We start from the raw sequence: 16,648 nt of genomic DNA, 5'->3' as shown, positions 1-16,648 counted from the left end.
CGCGGGGTGGCGACGGCTCACGCTGGCTACTATGAGCCAACACGCGGAGATGCCGCCGTTGAACTGGAGCGATCTGGGCGTGAGCGAGTTGCTGCCGACCGGGACGGTGACGTTGCTGCTTGCCGACGTCGAAGGGTCCACGCGGCTGTGGGAATCGCAACCCGAAGACATGACCGCTGCCGTCGCACGGCTGGACCGCGCGCTGGCCGAGGTGGTGGCCGCACATGGTGGCGTTCGGCCGTTGGAGCAGGGCGAGGGCGACAGCTTCGTCATCGCGTTCGGACGGGCCAGCGACGCCATCGCGTGTGCCCTCGACCTGCAGCGGGCGCCGCTCGCGCCGATCCGGCTGCGCATCGGGGTGCACACCGGCGAAGTACAGCTACGCGACGACGCCAATTACATCGGCCCGGCCATCAACCGCACCGCGCGGTTGCGAGAGCTCGCGCACGGAGGACAAACGGTGCTGTCAAGCACGACGAGTGACTTGGTGATCGAGCGGCTCCCCGGCGATGCTTGGCTGACCGATCTAGGCACTCATCAGTTACGTGATCTGCCGCGGCCGGAACGGGTGGTCCAGCTATGCCATCCCGACTTAGCCAACGACTTCCCACCCCTGCGTACCGCGAAAGCCGCTGCGGTTCACAACTTTCCACCGCAGCTGACGGCGTTCGTCGGGCGCAGGGAAGAAATTGATCAGCTGACTGCGACGCTCACTGACGACCGGCTGGTCACATTGACCGGTGCCGGCGGCGTCGGCAAGACGCGCCTGGCAATACACCTTGCAAAGCAGATGGCATCTCAATTCGACGATGGCGCATGGTTCGTCGATCTGGCACCCATCACGGATCCTTCCTTGGTGCCCGTAGCCGCGGCCCGCGCTCTGGGCTTGCGTGACGAGCCGGGCCAAGCCACCGTCGATACGCTGTCGCGGTTCATCGGCAACCGCCATCTGCTCATGGTGCTGGACAACTGCGAGCATGTCTTGGATGCCAGCGCCGAATTGATCAGCGCGCTCTTGGCTGTCTGTCCGCGATTGGCTCTGTTGGCCACCAGCCGAGAACCCATCGCAATGGCCGGCGAGGTGAGTTGGCGAGTCCCATCGTTGTCATTGGGCGACGAGGCGATCGAACTATTCGTTGAGCGTGCTCGCCGGGTGCGGCCGGACTTGCAAGTCGATGACGAAAAAGCGGGCGTGGTTGCCGAAATCTGTCATCGCCTCGACGGTGTCCCGCTGGCAATCGAGTTGGCCGCCGCCCGCGTCCGTTCATTGTCACTGGACGAAATCCTGAATGGTCTGCACGACCGATTCCGCTTGTTGACGGGCGGCGCACGCGCCGCTGTTCGGCGCCAGCAGACACTGCGCGCGTCGGTGGACTGGTCGCACGCGTTGCTCACCGGGCCCGAACGCCTGCTCTTTCGGCGGCTGGCTGTATTCATGGGCGGGTTTGACCTCGGAGCCGCCGAAGCCGTGGCAAGTGGAGGCGAGGTAGAACGCCACCAGGTGCTGGACCTACTGACCTTGCTTGTCGACAAGTCTCTTGTCGTCGCCGAATATGGCGCTGGCCCAACGCGATACCGTCTGCTGGAGACAGTTCGCCAATACGCCCTGGAAAAGCTGGGCGAGTCCGGCGAGGCTCACGAAGTCCGCAGCCGTCATCGTGACCACTACACAGCACTTGCGGCGCTGGTGGACGCGGCCGCGACCGAGCTGGATCGACGCGTTGCGTGGGCCGAAACGGAGATCGACAATCTGCGAGGCGCGTTCACATGGAGTCGCGAATCCTCGGACGTTGAGGCCGCACTTGCGCTGTGCTCGGCCCTGCATCCGCTCTGGATTATCGGCGGCCGGATTCAGGAAGGGATGAGCTGGTTCGACGACGCGCTCTCCGACACAAACCACGAACTGGCACCGGCGATGCGGGCACGCGCGATCGCGGACCGGTCGGCACTCGACACCTATGCCGGGTTGGAGAGACCGGACAGCCTTGAGCTAGCCGAACAGGCATTGGCGATCGCTCGGGACATTGGCGACCCCACGCTGACTGTTCGGGCTTTGACCGCATGCGGAGGTGCGGCGATCTTTTTAACTGAAATTGCCAATCAGTATCTAGATGAAGGCATTGCCCTAGCACGGGAACTGGGCGACGGGTGGAGGTTGAGTCAGCTGCTCGGCTGGCGTGCGTTCGGTGGGAACGCGTCCGGCGAACTGCAACGCCCGCTCATGGCGGCCGAGGAAGGCTGCCTGCACGCAAAAGCGATCGGCGATCACTTCCACGGGCGGATTTTCCGGATGTGGCGCGGCTTGGCACAGGTATGCCTGGGGCAGGTGGTCGACGGCTGCACGGAGATGCGTGGAGTGCTCGCCGAGGCCGAGGCAGCTCACGAGTCGGTGATCGTGGCGCTGTGCTCAATCTGCTACGCCTACGGACTCGCGTATAAAGGTGAGCTTGGCGCGGCGCGAGCCACTGCGGAGCAGGGTGTCGAAGTTGGAGAGATGCTCGGGGGGTTCTATTTGGACCTCGCATATGCAGTGCTGGGAGTGGGCCGGACTTGCCGCGGGTGACGCATCGGCCGCCCGAGACGCCAGTGAAAAGGCCTGGCAGAACAGAATGCCGGTGCCACAGCGAGAACCCCTTGTCATCAGCGTCGCGCCACTTGCCGAGGCCGCGGCGGCATGCGGTGACCTCACCGAGGCCCGCCGCTGGTCCGACGCCGCGGTGTCGAAGACGCGTTACTGGCACTTGATTAATTCCCTCGCGGAACGCGTCCGCGTGGCGATGGCAGAGGGCGAGCCACTGCAGGCTGAGCGTCACGCCTTTGACGCGTTGGCAATGGCCGTCGATATGCACGCGCACCTCCTGACGCCGGACTTGCTGGAGTCCTTGGGGATATTGGCCACCCAAGCCGATAGTCACCGCGAAGCCGCCCGCTTACTCGGTGCCGCCGACGCCATGCGGCGGCGCAACGGCATCGTCCGATTCAAGATCCATGAGCCTGGCTACGAGGCCTGCCTTGTTGAATTGCGTAATGCCATGGCGGAGGGCGATTTTGACGCTGCCTGGGCCGAAGGAGCCAGCTTGTCGACCGAGGAAGCGGTCGCGTACGCGCTACGCGGTCGCGGCGAGCGCAAACGACCTACCAGTGGCTGGGAATCGCTCACCCCGACCGAGCGTGATGTGGTGCGACTGGCCAGTGAAGGGTTGGGCAACAAAGACATCGCCACGCGGCTGTTCATCTCGCACCGGACTGTCCAATCGCACCTGACTCACGTCTACACCAAGCTGGGCCTGTCGTCGCGCGTACAACTCGTGCAGGAGGCTGCCCGCCACGATTGAGGAGGCGAGCAGGCCGCCAAGGTGCTCGGGACAACGTGTGGGGACTGAGAACTGTTCCTAATCGTGTGCGCTCCATAATATTTCGGCCTGCAGAAAAGGCGGCCTTGCGGACCGCCAGAGCAAAAGTCAGGTTCGCTAGCCGCCTCAGCTGGTTCGGCGTTTCAGGCTCGCGCCGCATTCCTCACACGGGAACGACGATAGATCCGGCGGCACCGCCTGCACGTGTTGGCACTTGTAACACCTAACCTTGCTCATCGACTCGACTGGCTTCTGCTGGGGCATCGTGGCCGGCTCAGTCAGCTCTGGTTGAGGACCGTCCCAAATCCGGTGACTTGCTTTGCACTGCCAGCACTCGAACTCGGGTTGTGCCTCCGCGATGTTTTGGACTGCGTTGCACCATGAGCACTTGACCACGCGCATACCCGGCGGCGGCTTGGGCAGCCGGGGCCTCTGCATCAGCACGATGAGCAAACCGATGAGGCCCAAAAATGCGCCAATGACAAACCACCCGCCCGTGGAAAGGTTTTTCTTGCGAGCGATAGCGCCTGTGATGGCCCCGAAGATCAGGCTCATGAGAACGATAAGTCCGAGACGCTCCACCTTCCTACCCCTCACATCTGTTGGACGGACCATCGGCCATGCTGCCAGTGGCGGCTTCGCCGCGAGGCTCATTACAAAGAAGTGGTGCGTAAGTCGGGGGCAGATCCGCGGCTCGCTCGCGAGGGTCAACCAGTTATGGCGGCGTCGCCAGCATGGTCGTCAACTGGCTTCTCCAGCGAAATGTTCTTGGTTTCCCGCATGAGCAACAACGCGAGGATGGTCAGAATCGCCACCACGATCAGGTACACGCCGACCCAGACCACTCCGTGTTTGGTGGCCAGCCACGTAGCGATGAACGGCGCAACCGCGGCGCCCAGAATGCCCGACATGTTGTAGGCGATCCCAGAGCCGGTATAACGCACATTGGTCGGGAACAGTTCGGGCAGCACCGCGCTCATCGGGCCAAAAGACAAGCCCATCAACGTCATTCCGATGATCAGGAACAGCGCCGCGGAAACCTTCGTCGCGCTGCCGGGCGTCAGCATAAGACCGAATGATGCACCGTACCCGATGATCGCCGCCGTAACAACCAGCAACGTGCGGCGTCGGCCGAAGCGGTCGGCGAGCGCGCCGGCTATCGGCACCGTCGCCGCGAAGAACAACACTGCGATCAGCTGAATGTGCAAGAAGTCCACATAGCCGAAGCCCAGGCCCCGCCCACGCGGCGGGCGCCTGGAGGTGCCGTAGCTCAGTGCCCACGTGGTGACGGTGTAGAACAGCGTGTACGTCGCGAGCATGACGAATGTGCCGATGATCAGTTCTTGCCAACTGGTGTGAAACACGACGGTCAGCGGGTTCCGGACTCGCTCGCCGCGCGCGAGTGCCCTTGCGAATACCGGCGTCTCGGTCAGTCGCAGCCGTACATAAAGCCCGACGGCCACCAAGACCACACTCAAGAGGAACGGGATCCGCCATCCCCAAGTCAGGAACGGGCCCGCCGCGTCGGGTTCGAGGTTGCTGTGGCCAAGCCGGCTGATCAGGATGAGGAACAGCCCGTTCGCCAGCAGGAAACCGAACGGCGCGCCCAACTGTGGCCACATCGCCGCGCGCGCTCGCTTGTCGGGTTCGGCGTTTTCAGTGACTAGCAGCGCCGCTCCGCTCCACTCCCCGCCCAACGCGAGGCCCTGGCTGAAGCGCATGATCGCCAGCAGCACCGGCGCCACGACGCCGATCTCCTGGTAAGTCGGCAGCAGCCCGATGACGAAAGTGGCGATCCCCATGGTCAACAGCGAGCCGACCAGCGTGGCCTTTCGACCCGCACGATCGCCGAAATACCCGAACAGTATCGATCCCAGCGGACGCGCCACGAAAGCCAAACCGAACGTCGCGAGCGAGGCCAGCAGCGCGGTGGTGTGGTTGCCCTTGGGGTAGAAGAGGTGCGGGAAGACTGAAACCGCGGCCGTCGCATAGATGTAGAAGTCGAAGAACTCGACCGTGGTGCCCACCATCGAAGCGACGGCGATCCGCCGCCGGGGAACGGGCCCGGCCATCATGTCGTCAACGGTGCTCATGGGCTCGCTTCCTGATCGGGGCAGTCCGAACGTCGCGGCCGAATTCAAGCGGCGATGACCGCGACATCGTAGGCAGAAAACTGGTCGTCCGCGGTGATGATCGTCAAGTCGAGCAGTTGCGCCTGAGCGACGAGGACACGGTCGAACGGATCCCGATGGTGATCCGGAAGCTCAGCGGTCCTCAGTGTGTGCGCATGATCGACCGGCAGCGGCGACGTTCCGGAGCGGCGCATGCGGTCGGGCACATACGAGGCCGGCGGTTCGGGCAATGGTAGTTTGCCGAGCCGATACTTGATTGCGATCTCCCAGGCGCTGGCGGCAGAGAAGAAAATGCTGACGCGGACGTCCTGAACCAGTGCTCGTGTTTCGACGGATAGCCGGTCGGGCTGTGACTGCATCCACAGCCAAACGTGGGTGTCTATCAGGTAGCGCTTCACCGATAGAAGCTCTCAAGGACATCGTCCGGCAGCGAGGCATCGAAATCGTCGGGCACGGTATACACGCCATGGTCTATCCCTAACCGGCGGCGCCCCTGGGTGTGAAACGGCACAAGCTTTGCCACGGGTTCGCCCCCGCGGGCAATCTCAACCTCCTGCCCGCTGTCGACGAGCCGCAACAGCTCCGACAGGCGTGTCTTCGCCTCGTGAACGCCGACTCTCAAGGCTGTGGACTTAGTCATGAACTTAGTTTAGTGCTCCCTGGTGGTTTCGACGTGGCGCCAGCCGCTCTCGGCGGCAAGATCTTAGAAATACATCCGGCGCAGGTCCACCGCGGTCAGCGGGTGAATCCCCACTGAGCTTCGTTCGCTTCGGTATTGACGTGAGCCGCGGGATCGTCTTCGTCATGTAGTTCCGGGTGCGGGACGCTGGGCCTCCGCTGACCGATCTCGGTGATGGCATGCACCGGACAGTCCAGCACCGCCCGCATCACCGCGTGGTGGTCTTCGGCCGCCACAGTGCCGTCCCCGATCAGCGACGCGTATCCCCAGTCGTCCAGGGAGAAGTATCCGGGGGCATGCTTGGCGCAGACGCCGAAGCCGTCGCAAACGGTGCGGTCCAACCGGACTTTCATGGTTGCCTCCAAGCCTCCGCCTCGTAGGGACGGTCGGCGCGGAACGGGTGGTTGCGGCAGTCCGGGCAATCACCGTCGAGATGGCCCGTCACCTCGCGGGGGAACTGGTCCAGCAAGCTCGCCGCCACGTTGCAAGCGGCGTCGAGCGTCGCGCAGGCGCCACGGCCCCGCAGCACCACCGACCAGCGGCGCAATCGGTCGACATCCTCGGTGGTGGCGACGCCGTCGCGCAGCGCGCCGCCGACCGCGGCCATGGCCGCCGTTCCGTTGAAACACGATCCGCACTGACTGGCGTTTTCTCGGTCGAAGTAGGCCAGTACCGAGGCCGCGACTGCAACGGGGCAGTCGTCGGTGATGAGCGTGATCGCGCCGCAACCCAGACCGCTGCCGATGCCTCGCATGGTCTCATGGTCCAAAGTGGTGTCCAGCACCGTCCGGTTGAGCAGACCGGCGAAATAACCGCCCATCAGCGCGCCCCGCACCTGATCTGCCGAAACACCGTGCAGCGCAACCAATTCAGCGAACGGCAACCCATGTGGAAGTTCGTAGAGAACGGGTGACCGCCCGGCTCCGGTGATGGTCGCCAGAAACGTGCCCGGCGAGCCCGACGTACCCTGCGAGCGGAACGCTGCCGAGCCGTGCCGTTGCAGGAACGGCAGATTGGCCAGTGTCTCGACATTGCTCACCAGAGTGGGACGCTCCCCGACGCCCTCTTCATAGGGGCGCGGCGGCTTATCCGTCGGCTTGGCGGGGCCCCCGTTGATGGCGCGGACCGCCGCGGTCTCCTCGCCGGCGACGTACCCGGGCGTCACTGTCCAGAGGTCAACCGGGACGCCGCCGAGGATGCCCGGATCGAGTTCGCTCAGCGCGGTTTCGACGCTGTGCGCCGACTCCTGGTCGGACACATAGACGTAGGCGCGGTCGGCGCCCACGATCGCCGCGGCCAGCCGAAGCCCGTCGAGAACCAGATGCGGCCGATTGCGTAACAACCATCGGTCCTTGATCGAAGCCGGTTCTCCCTCTTCGCCATTCGCGACGACGACTGTGCGGCCGGTGCCACCGTCAGGCTGCCCGTTGTCACGGACCGAACGCAATTTGACCGCAAGCGGAAAGGCGGCGCCGCCACGGCCGAGCAGGCCCCCGGCTTCGACTTCGGCGAGTAGTCCGTCTACGTCAGTCAGCGGCTGGTAGCCGCCTTGTTCCCGATACGTCGCGTAGGATTCGACGCCGGGCACCAGCAGGCGGGGCGGACAACCCGGCCAGAGAGCTGTCGCGACCGCTGCTTGAGTGGTTGCTTGTGTCTTCATGATTCAGCCCGCCATCACTCCCGTTAGGCTAGCCCGCATGCGAACTGCGGTGATACGGGTCAATGTCGATCCGGGCGGTGTGCTTACGCCGGAGCAGTTACGCAAGGGCACGGCTGTGCTCCTCGGGCTGGTGGCCGAGTTGGGCGCTGAGGTGGTGGAAAATGATCTCGCGGCCATGCCGAACGGCCGCCGCGAGGTCGAACTGCTGATCGAAAGCAACGACGTCGACCCAACTAAGAAAGCAGCGATCAACTTGTGTACCAGGGCCTTCGGAACCGACCCGGTGGCCGGTGCGGTTACCTTCATCAGCAGGGGAACCGACGACGACGCCCGCGGAGTGCTGTCGGCGTTCGGGCTCACCGGCGACATCGCCCGTCACGCGGGCGATGAAGGCTTCGACATCATCTATGTCACGTTGCGGGAAGAAGACCTCGAACGCATCCCGGAAAGCCGGATCCACACGGCGCTGGAGGCAACGCTCAACTGCGAGGTCCACATCCGTACCCGGTGAACGCATCACGAGCCCAGAAATTCGAGAATCGGGGGTGCCGCCAGCACCCAGGTGTCAAACATGTTGAAGTGCTTCACCCTACCGGCCGCACGGTCCTCGGAGGCACGCTCCCAGGCATCCTCCGGCCACGGCGGATCGATCAGCTTCGACCCCTTGATCAGACAGCTGACTTCCAGCGACGTCCGTTTGGGATGGTCCCAGTCGTTCTCGCCGCCCCGGATGATCAGCGTGGGAACCGTAATGCGGTCGAACATTTCGTCGTCGACACCGGGAATGGTCTGCCCCGGCTTGGAGACGAACGCATTGAGCCAGCGCAGCATCACCTTGAGGAAATCGTCTTTGTCGAAGTCGAGGAACCGCTGTTTGTTGGCGGGATTCTCCTCGATGCGCTCGCGCCACTCCGACACCTTCACCACCCCGTCCATCCCGGTGCCGCGGGCCGCGAGAATGCTTGGCACGATGTAAAAGGAGCCCAGCACGAACGTGCCGTAGATGCCGCCGACAATGTTCCACACCACCAGCTTGGTGACCATCTCGGGGTAGAGCATCGTCGTCAGCATGGAATCCCTTGCGCCGCCGGAACCCCCGGCCAGGATGCAGCGCTCGAAACCCAGGCCCGTCACCAGCTTGTGCAGAGTTTCCGCGCGCATGTGCGACTCGCTTTGCCCGTAGAACTGGACATCGGACGCACCGCAGTTGGGCCGGTCCCACAGCAGCACGCGATAGCCGCCGTCGACCAGCGCCTCGGCCAGCGGGCGCAGACCCGGAATTTCCTTGCTGAACCGGCCACCTGGCGTCAGGGCAATGAGTTCGCCTGAGTCACCGAGGATTTCGTAGACAACGTTGCCGCCGTTCACCTCGAGAGAAGACACCCAATTCTCCTGTCAGGCCATCACCAAAACGTCATTGCCGACAACACGTACCGGATAGGTCCGGATACTCCACTCCGGCTTGACCGCCGTGGTACCGGTGGCCAACTCGAAACCCCATTGGTGCCAAGGGCAGTAGATGTACTCCAGGTCTCGCACCATGACGGCGTCACCGGCGGCGGTCTCGTCCACGATGGTGCGGCCGCGGGGACGTCCCGAGCACAGCGGGCCGCCCTGGTGTGGGCAGTAGTTCGCGATTGCATAGAAGCTGCCGTTGACGTTGTAGACGCCCACACCGTGCCGTCCGATCGGCACCAGTTTGTGAGTGCCAGGCGGGATCTCGTCCACTGTCGCCACTACATGTTCGCGGCCCTGAGCGAGGCGGGGCTGGGGCCGCCTGGTCGCTTCTTCGGTCAATTCAGAGCACCCGGGTCTGACCCTCGAGGACCGGAACGGTCTCCGGGAGGTGATAGGTCGCGATGCCGTTCTTGTACATGATCGCGTCGCGGGCGCCCTTCGGAAGGTGCTTCACCAACCAGCGCGGATCGTCGAAAGTCCAGTGCGGGTAGTCCGACGAGTACAGCAGGATCTTGTCGCACTCCATCCATTCCAGCGCACGGGTCAGCTCGGTCTTGTCTTCCGGGTAGTCGAGCGGCTGGGTGGTGAATTTGATGTGGTCTTTGACGTATTCCGACGGCTTGCGCTTGATGTCCACCCAAGACTTACGCGCTTCGTAGATTCTGTCCATGCGCCACATCAGCGGCAGGATCCAGGTGAAGGCGTGCTCGACGAACACGATGCGCAGTGTCGGGAAGCGGTCGAAGACACCGTCGAAAATCAAGCTCATCACCTGATTGGCGGCCAGCAACGAGTAGGTGACCATGAAGTCGTGGTTGTAGCTGGGGAAGCCAACCGGCGGTGTCGGCAGCTCGTCGTACTGGCTGCGGGACAGGTGGCAGCTGACGGTGATGTCGTGCTTGGTTGCCGCAGCCCAGATCGGGTCGTATTTCGGGTTGCCCCATGACGGCCGCGGCTCGGCCTTGATCAGGATCTGTGCCATGTATGGGTGTCCCGCCCAGCGCTCGATTTCGCGGACGGTCTCTTCCGGCTCCTCGATGGCGGCGCAGATGGAACCACGCCAGCGCTCGTGCCAGTTGTTGTGGCTATCGAGCCAATGGTTGGCCTGCCAGTCGTTCAAAGCGCACGACATCGCATGCTGCGCTTCGGGTAGGCGAGCCGGGTAGGCACCCGGTTCCAGGATCGCGATGTCGGAACCCGCTTCCATGATCAACTGGCGGAAAGCCATGTCCGGGTCGCTACCGGGAAACTCGCCGTCGCGCGGGAAGGTATCCGTGCGCATCGCGAAGCTGTGCGCGTAATCAGGGGCGTCGTAGTAGATCTGCTCACCCACATTGCGAACGAGGAAATACTTGCTGCGCCACGGCTCAGGGATGTACTGGACAATCTCACCGCGCTTGGGCACTGGATGCACATCCGAGTCGACGCATCGAACGGCGATGCGTTCGGCGGCGGGCTTCCGTTCCTGTGTATGGGTCAGGGTCATCGTGATCTCCCTTGCTTTCTGTCCATTCTGCGACCGCCCCCGGGTCAGCTTCTAGCCAAGTCGGCCGAGATGTCGATCCCGTACAGATTCGCCGCATTGCGCCAGCACACCTTCTCGCGCTGCTCGGCGGACAACGCTGTAGGCAGCTTGCTGACATCAGCGCACTGCCAGTGCGGGTAGCTGGATCCGAACATCACCATGTCGTCCTTCCCGGTGAAGCCGAACCACTCGCCGGCGAACTCGGTGTCGCCGGGACCGTCGAGGCTGCCCTGGACGAAATAGATATGGCCGGGCAGGTAATCGCTGGGGATGCGCGGTGCCCACGGCGTCTGTTCGAGGTGCGGCCGGCCGAACGTGTCCATCCGCCAGATGAACGGGGTCACGAAATCCGCCGCGCCGTCGGCCCAGACGAACTTCAAAGTGGGAAAGCGCTCGAACACACCCTCGGCGATCATGTTCATCAGGTGATACACGTAGTTCAGCGCCATGAAGCTGACGTACTGCTCGTATGTGCGGGTGTTTCCCGACGGCGTCGGCGGAAAGGCGATGCCCGAGCCGACCTCGATGTGCACGGCGACCGGAAGGTTCGCGTCGGCAGCAGCCTCCCAAAGTGGCCAGTACTGGGGTTTGCCGTAGAGTTCGCGGGACTGCAGCGGGATGCCGATCTGGACGACGCGTGAGTGCGAACGCCACTTGTCGACCTCACGCAGTGCGCCCGCGATGTCGTCGGGATTTACCCGGATGGTGCCGCGGAAGCGATCACCGAACTCGTCCGACTCCAGCCAGCGCGCCACCATCATCTCGTTGTGTGCGGCGTGCAGCGCGCTGCCCAGATGCCGGTCCGGCATGATGCCGCGCCCCATGGGATGCAGGACCGCCACGTCCACCCCGCGCTTTGAAAACAGCTCGTTGGCAACTAATTCCGGATCCGAACCCGGATACTGGCGGTCGGGTCCTGTGGTGTTCGGCGCGTACTCTCCTCCGGGCGCCCCGTACCAGTCCATCTCGTAGTCGGGGAAACCTCGGCTCTTGAAAGGCTCGCGTAAGAACGAGCGCAGATCCTTGTTGGATGGAAAGAAGATATGCACGCTTGCGTCGATCACCGGCGTGCGTGTTCCGTCAGCGTGCTCGATCACGAAAGCCAACCTCCGGCTTCGGTCGCCAAATCGGCCCCGTCGGGGGCAGATGATAGCCAATCTAACATTCTTGACCGCCGTCGATCAATGGACTTCCGGTAAGCATTTCGGTTAATCATCGGTGCTGCTAGAGCCGTTATCTGAGCCGTATTCGCAAGGGAGATTCTTCAATAGGTATAATACCATTCTCCGAGTTTCCGGCGGCGCCACTTTGGTTGGTGCGACAGTACGAGCGCCTACTTGCCCACCGTGACGCCGGCGGCTTTCTCCAACGGTTTGATCACCGCCGTGAAGTCCGAATCGGTGCCTTGATCGAGCGCCGTGTGCTCCCAGAGCCGGCATATAGTTTCGGCGATCTCGACCGGCACGCCGAGCGCCTTGGCTTCGTCGAGATAGAGTCGCACGTCCTTGACCATCAACCCGGTGGCGAAGCCGTAGTCGAAAGTGCGGGGCAGGATCGCACGGGGAAACTTGTCGCGGCTTGCGCTCGTCGCGCCCGAACCCGCGTTGAGCACCTCGATCATCACGGCAGGATCCAGGCCGGCCTTGACGCCCATGACGACGACCTCTGCCGTCGCGACCAAGACGTTGGCCGCCAGCATGTTGTTGGCGAGCTTCATGGTCTGCGCCGAGCCGGGCTTGTCTCCGATGTAGAACGGCCGGCCGATCGCATCGAGTACGGTTCGTATGACGTCGAATTCGCCGCGCGGGCCGGACACCATCACGGCCAGGGCGCCCTTCTCGGCTCCGCTCACGCCGCCACTGACCGGGCTGTCGAGCGCGACGATGTTCCGTTCGGCCAGCAGGGCGTGGATTCGTGCCGCGGTTTGTCGGCCGACGGTCGACAGGTCGACATACCGCTTGACCCGTGAGCCCTCGATGACTCCTGTTGTGCCGGTTGCCACCTCCAGCGAAGCGGCCGGCGACGGCAAACTGGCCATGACCGTTTCGACGCGGTCTGCGACGTCTCTAGACGAAGACGCGGCCTGTGCCCCGAGGGCGACGATGCGCTGCAGCGCCTTGTCGCTCGTGTCGAAGGCGACGACGTCGTGGTTCTTTTCGATGAGCCGTCGTGCGATGGGAAAGCCCATGTGGCCCAGGCCGATAAACCCGATGTCCATGGCCGGCGCTAGCCCTGGTCCAGCTCGGCGAAAGTCTGTTGCGCAATGCGAAAGCTGTCGACCGCGGCGGGCACGCCGGCGTAAATGGCGACTTGCAAAAATATCTCGCGAATCTCGTCGCGGGTGACGCCATTGGTCAACGCGGCCTTGATGTGCGTTCGCAATTCGTTCGGCCGGTTGAGGATCGGAATCATCGCCAAGTTGAGCATGCTGCGTGTCTTGAGCGGCAGCTCTTGGCGGCCCCAGACCGCTCCCCAGCAGTACTCGGTGATCAGATCCTGCAGCGGTTTGGTGAAGTCGTCCGCATCGGCCAGCGCCTTGTTGACGTAGGCCTCGCCGAGTACGACGGAGCGTATTTCGATTCCCTTGTCGTATGTTTCACGGTCCAACGGTCTGCTCCTTTGAAGTTGCGCTGGCTTCAATAGTGACGCTCCGCGGGGTCGTTAGCGAGGAAATGATGGTACGGGCGGCATAGCCGTCTTCGGCGGATGCCGGGCGTTCGCGGCCGGGAGGAAGCCGATCCGGTGTAGTCGGGTCGGTTCTGCGTTAGATGCATTGGTTGACGGTCAGTGGGGCGCCTCGGTAGGAGACGGCGAAGTATGGCGGTGACCAGAAATGGTTGCCCCACATGTATTTGCGGGCATGAGCAGAACACCGCTGGCACAGCCGACTAGACAATATGCCTTCGATTCCGTTAACCAACACTGGCAGGGTGAGGCTGGCTGCGTAGGCCAGCAGAAGGTGGATGGGCGTCGACAGCGCTGCCCCGTGGCGCACGTCTAGTTCGGGTTTGGTGCTTACCCCGAGGGTAAACGGTAGCGGTCGGCACCGACGACGCGCGTCGTCGCCGAGCGATGTCGGTGCTGACCGTTAGCGTGGCCGGTGTGAAGCAGGTGGTCAAGGTACGGATGCTGCCGACGGCCGAGCAGGCGGGCGGACTTCAGGCCACCTTGTGCGCGTGCAATGAGGCGGCGTCCTGGTTGTCGGAGGCAATGCATGTCCAGCGGGTGCACGGCAAGTACGAGACGCAGAAGCGCTTCTATCTCGAGCTCAAGCATCGGTTCGGACTCTCGGCGCAGCCAGCGATCCGGGTGATCGGCAAAGTCGCCGACGCGTATGCCACCCTCAAAGCCAATCTCGAGGCGGGTAACTACGGCCCACCCGGTCAGCCAAGCGCCAAGCGATCACGGCCACACCGATCAGGTTCCGCGCCGCTGCCGCGCAGCCCTTTGATGCGCGGTGCTTGTCCTGGCAGATCCCCGAGGTGGTGGGTGGCCGCGATGCGGTGGGGTCGATCTGGACGGTGACCGGCCGGATACGCAATATCCGTATCATCGCCGCGGTAAGGGATCTGGCGCTGTTGCGCACCCGCCCGATCGGAGAAACCGACCTGATCTGCCGCGACAACAAATGGTTCCTGTATGCCACCGTGCAGACACCCGAGGCCCCGCAAGCCGAGCCGGCAAAGGGGTTCCTCGGCGTGGATCTGGGCATCGTCAACATTGCCACCAGCAGCGACGGACAGCGCGCCGCCGGTGCCCGATTGAACCGCTACCGAAAACGCCAACTCAATCTACGAAAACGATTGCAGGCCAAGAAAACCAGCTCGGCGAGGCGGTTATTGAAGAAGCGGCGCCGCAAAGAGGCCCGCTACGCCGCCGACATCAATCACCAGGTTTCCAAACGCATCGTGGCCGAGGCCCAACGCACCGGGCGCGGAATCGCCGTCGAACGACTGACAGGGATCCGCTCACGGGTACGGCTCCGCAAGCCCCAACGGGCCACGCTGCATTCATGGGCGTTCGCCCAACTCGGCGCATTCTTGGCCTACAAGGCCCAAGTTGCTGGCGTAGCGTTCATCCAGGTCGACCCCGCCTATACGTCGCAGACGTGCAGCGCATGCGGTTGGGTAGACAAACGCAACCGCCGCTCCCAGGCAGAGTTTGAGTGTGGCCGGTGTGGCTTCGTTGGGCACGCCGACCACAACGCAGCAATCGTCATCGCGCAACGTGGTGTTGAGGGCTGGGGCGAAGTCACGCGCCCACACGCAGCGCCCACCCTAACAGCCAGCTAGGGCGGCAGCAGCAAGCCTAACGGCAGATCCGAAACCGCAAGGGAGGCAACACAAGCCCGCCCCTTCAGGGACGGATCCATGACGTCAGTCCTGTTCGCGCAGAAGCACTTTCCGACGGCGTCCGAACTGCTGCTGGGCGGATCGATCTTTCCGGCGATGCAGAACTTCCTGCTGGCGGCCCGCGCCCAAGGTCTGGGTGCGTGTCTTACCAGCTGGGCTTCCTACGGCGGTGAGCAGTTGCTGCGGGACGCCGTCGGCGTCCCCGCGGATTGGATAATTGTCGGCCACGTAGTGGTCGGGTGGCCTAAAGGCCGACACGGGCGCGTTCGTCGGCGCCCACTCGCGGAGGCGCTGAACCTCGACCATTGGGACGAGCCGGCCGACGACTTGCTTGCCGCCTTGCCGCCTATCTCATAGCCGCTTTCCGAGATTATTACTTCCGCAACCGAGAATGTTATTCTCGCGTGAGTGGTGAGGACAGGAGGCGGCCGGCATGCTGTTGGAGTTCGATGCTGACCAGCGACTTTGGCAACAGACCGTGCGTGACGTCCTCGCCAAGCAATGCCCGCCCTCGCTGGTCCGCAGCGTGGCCGAGGACGGTGTCGACCCCGGCCCGCTGTGGAAGGTTTACGTCGACCTCGGCTGGACCGAGCTGAACGATCCGGCCAGCGCGGTGGAGTTGGCGATCGTGTTCGAAGAGCTCGGTCACACAACCGATCCCACCCCGTTTCTGGCGACCATGAGCCAGTTCGCTCCGCTGGCGGCGGATCGGTTCGACCCGCACGAGTCGGGGACCGCCGTCTACAGCGGGGTGTCGGCGCACCGGGACTCCGACGGCTGGGTGTTGTACGGTACCGCGCGCCATGTCCTGGACGGGGACCGCGCCGACCGATTGGCGGTGGTGACCGACGCCGGTGTGTTCGTCGTCGGGGCCGACCAGGTTTCGGCTCGTCGCTCGGCGGTGTTCGACCCGGTGTTGCACGTCGCCGACCTGTCCTTCGGCGACGTGCGGGTGCCCGACAGCGCCCGGGTGACCGTCGATCGTGAGCGCGCGAATCATGTTGCGCTGACGGCGATGGCGATCACGATGGTCGGCGCCTGCCAACGCATTCTCGATCTGGTCCTCGAACACGTCCGCAGCCGTCACCAATTCGGCGTGCCGATCGGATCCTTCCAGGCGGTGCAGCACAAGGCCGCCGATATGCACGTCGCGGTGGAGCGCGCTCGGGCTTTGGCCTACTTCGCTGCGCTGACCATCGCGGCCGACGATCCACGCCGCCGGCTGGCCGCCGCAATGGCGAAAGCGGCCGCGGGGGAGTGCCAGTCGCTGGTGTTTCGGCACGGCCTACAGCTGCACGGTGCAATGGGTTTCACGTGGGAGAACGATTTGCAGTTCGCCCTCAAGCGAGCCAAGGCCGGGGAATTGATGCTCGGCGGCGCCGCGGAGCATCGGGCCCGGATCGCGGAGGAATACCGTGCAGCTGACTTTTGATCCCGACGTCGAAGCGTTTCGGACGGAGTTCTCGGCCTTCCTCGACGAAAACCTGCC

Annotated in this window: 16 protein-coding genes and 3 pseudogenes; 6 read left to right on the top strand and 13 right to left on the bottom strand. The window is 63.7% G+C overall.

Going from position 1 to position 16,648, the window contains the following annotated elements; all coding sequences use genetic code 11:
• The first annotated feature begins 79 nt into the window (after positions 1 to 79).
• A pseudogene (locus tag A5791_RS00950) lies at positions 80 to 3,335 on the top strand (LuxR C-terminal-related transcriptional regulator).
• A gap of 144 nt (positions 3,336 to 3,479) precedes the next feature.
• Here A5791_RS00950 and A5791_RS26970 read toward each other — a convergent pair.
• From A5791_RS26970 to A5791_RS00920, 6 genes and pseudogenes are all read right to left on the bottom strand, one after another.
• On the bottom strand, positions 3,480 to 3,908 hold the full coding sequence (locus A5791_RS26970) for a hypothetical protein (protein ID WP_156660931.1): 429 nt from the start codon (positions 3,906 to 3,908) through the stop codon (positions 3,480 to 3,482).
• Between the two features lie 152 nt (positions 3,909 to 4,060).
• Positions 4,061 to 5,446 (bottom strand): MFS transporter, encoded by a 1,386-nt coding sequence (locus tag A5791_RS00940; RefSeq protein ID WP_067229506.1) that lies wholly within the window; start codon positions 5,444 to 5,446, stop codon positions 4,061 to 4,063.
• Between the two features lie 44 nt (positions 5,447 to 5,490).
• Complete coding sequence (locus tag A5791_RS00935; protein WP_082966667.1) at positions 5,491 to 5,883, bottom strand: type II toxin-antitoxin system VapC family toxin; 393 nt, start codon at positions 5,881 to 5,883, stop codon at positions 5,491 to 5,493.
• A 127-nt stretch (positions 5,884 to 6,010) separates the two neighbouring features.
• Positions 6,011 to 6,110, bottom strand: a pseudogene (locus A5791_RS00930) (antitoxin); the annotation flags it as partial.
• A 110-nt stretch (positions 6,111 to 6,220) separates the two neighbouring features.
• Positions 6,221 to 6,517 carry a ferredoxin gene (locus tag A5791_RS00925; RefSeq protein ID WP_067229497.1) on the bottom strand — a complete coding sequence of 99 codons (297 nt, stop codon included), beginning with the start codon at positions 6,515 to 6,517 and terminating at the stop codon, positions 6,221 to 6,223.
• Complete coding sequence (locus A5791_RS00920; RefSeq protein ID WP_067229492.1) at positions 6,514 to 7,824, bottom strand: NADH-ubiquinone oxidoreductase-F iron-sulfur binding region domain-containing protein; 1,311 nt, start codon at positions 7,822 to 7,824, stop codon at positions 6,514 to 6,516. The genes A5791_RS00925 and A5791_RS00920 overlap by 4 nt, the downstream gene beginning before the upstream one ends.
• Before the next feature lie 37 nt (positions 7,825 to 7,861).
• Between A5791_RS00920 and A5791_RS00915 the strand changes: the two genes are divergently transcribed.
• Positions 7,862 to 8,335 carry a hypothetical protein gene (locus A5791_RS00915; protein WP_067229490.1) on the top strand — a complete coding sequence of 158 codons (474 nt, stop codon included), beginning with the start codon at positions 7,862 to 7,864 and terminating at the stop codon, positions 8,333 to 8,335.
• 5 nt (positions 8,336 to 8,340) lie between these two features.
• Here the strand turns inward: A5791_RS00915 and A5791_RS00910 are convergent, their stop codons facing one another.
• From A5791_RS00910 to A5791_RS27590, 7 genes are all read right to left on the bottom strand, one after another.
• Entirely contained in the window at positions 8,341 to 9,207 is an 867-nt protein-coding gene (locus A5791_RS00910) for an alpha/beta fold hydrolase (protein ID WP_067229486.1), read from the bottom strand.
• 12 nt (positions 9,208 to 9,219) lie between these two features.
• Positions 9,220 to 9,621 carry a Rieske 2Fe-2S domain-containing protein gene (locus tag A5791_RS00905; protein WP_067229483.1) on the bottom strand — a complete coding sequence of 134 codons (402 nt, stop codon included), beginning with the start codon at positions 9,619 to 9,621 and terminating at the stop codon, positions 9,220 to 9,222.
• Between the two features lies 1 nt (position 9,622).
• Positions 9,623 to 10,768, bottom strand: coding sequence for an amidohydrolase family protein (locus A5791_RS00900; RefSeq protein WP_067229479.1), 1,146 nt, complete (start codon positions 10,766 to 10,768; stop codon positions 9,623 to 9,625).
• A gap of 44 nt (positions 10,769 to 10,812) precedes the next feature.
• A complete protein-coding gene (locus A5791_RS00895; RefSeq protein ID WP_067229476.1) occupies positions 10,813 to 11,904 on the bottom strand; it encodes an amidohydrolase family protein in 1,092 nt (363 codons plus the stop codon).
• A gap of 236 nt (positions 11,905 to 12,140) precedes the next feature.
• Positions 12,141 to 13,025: an NAD(P)-dependent oxidoreductase gene (locus A5791_RS00890; RefSeq protein WP_067229473.1), complete on the bottom strand. Its 885-nt coding sequence runs from the start codon at positions 13,023 to 13,025 to the stop codon at positions 12,141 to 12,143.
• An 8-nt stretch (positions 13,026 to 13,033) separates the two neighbouring features.
• On the bottom strand, positions 13,034 to 13,414 hold the full coding sequence (locus tag A5791_RS00885; protein WP_067229470.1) for a carboxymuconolactone decarboxylase family protein: 381 nt from the start codon (positions 13,412 to 13,414) through the stop codon (positions 13,034 to 13,036).
• Positions 13,415 to 13,571: 157 nt separating this feature from the next.
• Positions 13,572 to 13,802, bottom strand: coding sequence for a transposase (locus A5791_RS27590; RefSeq protein WP_082966666.1), 231 nt, complete (start codon positions 13,800 to 13,802; stop codon positions 13,572 to 13,574).
• 107 nt (positions 13,803 to 13,909) lie between these two features.
• On the opposite strand from A5791_RS27590, the gene A5791_RS26965 reads away from it, so the two are divergent.
• The 4 genes and pseudogenes from A5791_RS26965 to A5791_RS00870 all read left to right on the top strand — a co-directional run bounded on the left by A5791_RS26965 (position 13,910) and on the right by A5791_RS00870 (position 16,591).
• Complete coding sequence (locus A5791_RS26965; RefSeq protein ID WP_231995760.1) at positions 13,910 to 14,332, top strand: hypothetical protein; 423 nt, start codon at positions 13,910 to 13,912, stop codon at positions 14,330 to 14,332.
• Positions 14,269 to 15,099, top strand: a complete 831-nt coding sequence (locus A5791_RS00880; protein ID WP_231995759.1) for a transposase — start codon at positions 14,269 to 14,271, stop codon at positions 15,097 to 15,099. Before A5791_RS26965 ends, A5791_RS00880 begins: the two co-directional genes overlap by 64 nt.
• Positions 15,100 to 15,171: 72 nt before the next feature.
• Positions 15,172 to 15,516: pseudogene (locus tag A5791_RS00875) on the top strand (nitroreductase family protein); the annotation flags it as partial.
• A gap of 76 nt (positions 15,517 to 15,592) precedes the next feature.
• Complete coding sequence (locus tag A5791_RS00870) at positions 15,593 to 16,591, top strand: acyl-CoA dehydrogenase family protein (protein WP_067229466.1); 999 nt, start codon at positions 15,593 to 15,595, stop codon at positions 16,589 to 16,591.
• Positions 16,592 to 16,648: the final 57 nt, after the last annotated feature.

The organism is Mycobacterium sp. 852002-51163_SCH5372311 (genome assembly GCF_001667115.1).
Lineage (GTDB): Bacteria > Actinomycetota > Actinomycetes > Mycobacteriales > Mycobacteriaceae > Mycobacterium.
This window is presented reverse-complemented; position numbering and strand designations above follow the sequence as displayed.

Coding starts and splice junctions, on each gene's coding strand:
- A5791_RS00900 (WP_067229479.1), bottom strand. CDS start 10,768: ATGACCCTGACCCATACACAGGAACGGAAGCCCGCCGCCGAACGCATC.
- A5791_RS00915 (WP_067229490.1), top strand. CDS start 7,862: ATGCGAACTGCGGTGATACGGGTCAATGTCGATCCGGGCGGTGTGCTT.
- A5791_RS26970 (WP_156660931.1), bottom strand. CDS start 3,908: ATGAGCCTGATCTTCGGGGCCATCACAGGCGCTATCGCTCGCAAGAAA.
- A5791_RS00870 (WP_067229466.1), top strand. CDS start 15,593: ATGCTGTTGGAGTTCGATGCTGACCAGCGACTTTGGCAACAGACCGTG.
- A5791_RS00890 (WP_067229473.1), bottom strand. CDS start 13,025: ATGGACATCGGGTTTATCGGCCTGGGCCACATGGGCTTTCCCATCGCA.
- A5791_RS00940 (WP_067229506.1), bottom strand. CDS start 5,446: ATGAGCACCGTTGACGACATGATGGCCGGGCCCGTTCCCCGGCGGCGG.
- A5791_RS00925 (WP_067229497.1), bottom strand. CDS start 6,517: ATGAAAGTCCGGTTGGACCGCACCGTTTGCGACGGCTTCGGCGTCTGC.
- A5791_RS00920 (WP_067229492.1), bottom strand. CDS start 7,824: ATGAAGACACAAGCAACCACTCAAGCAGCGGTCGCGACAGCTCTCTGG.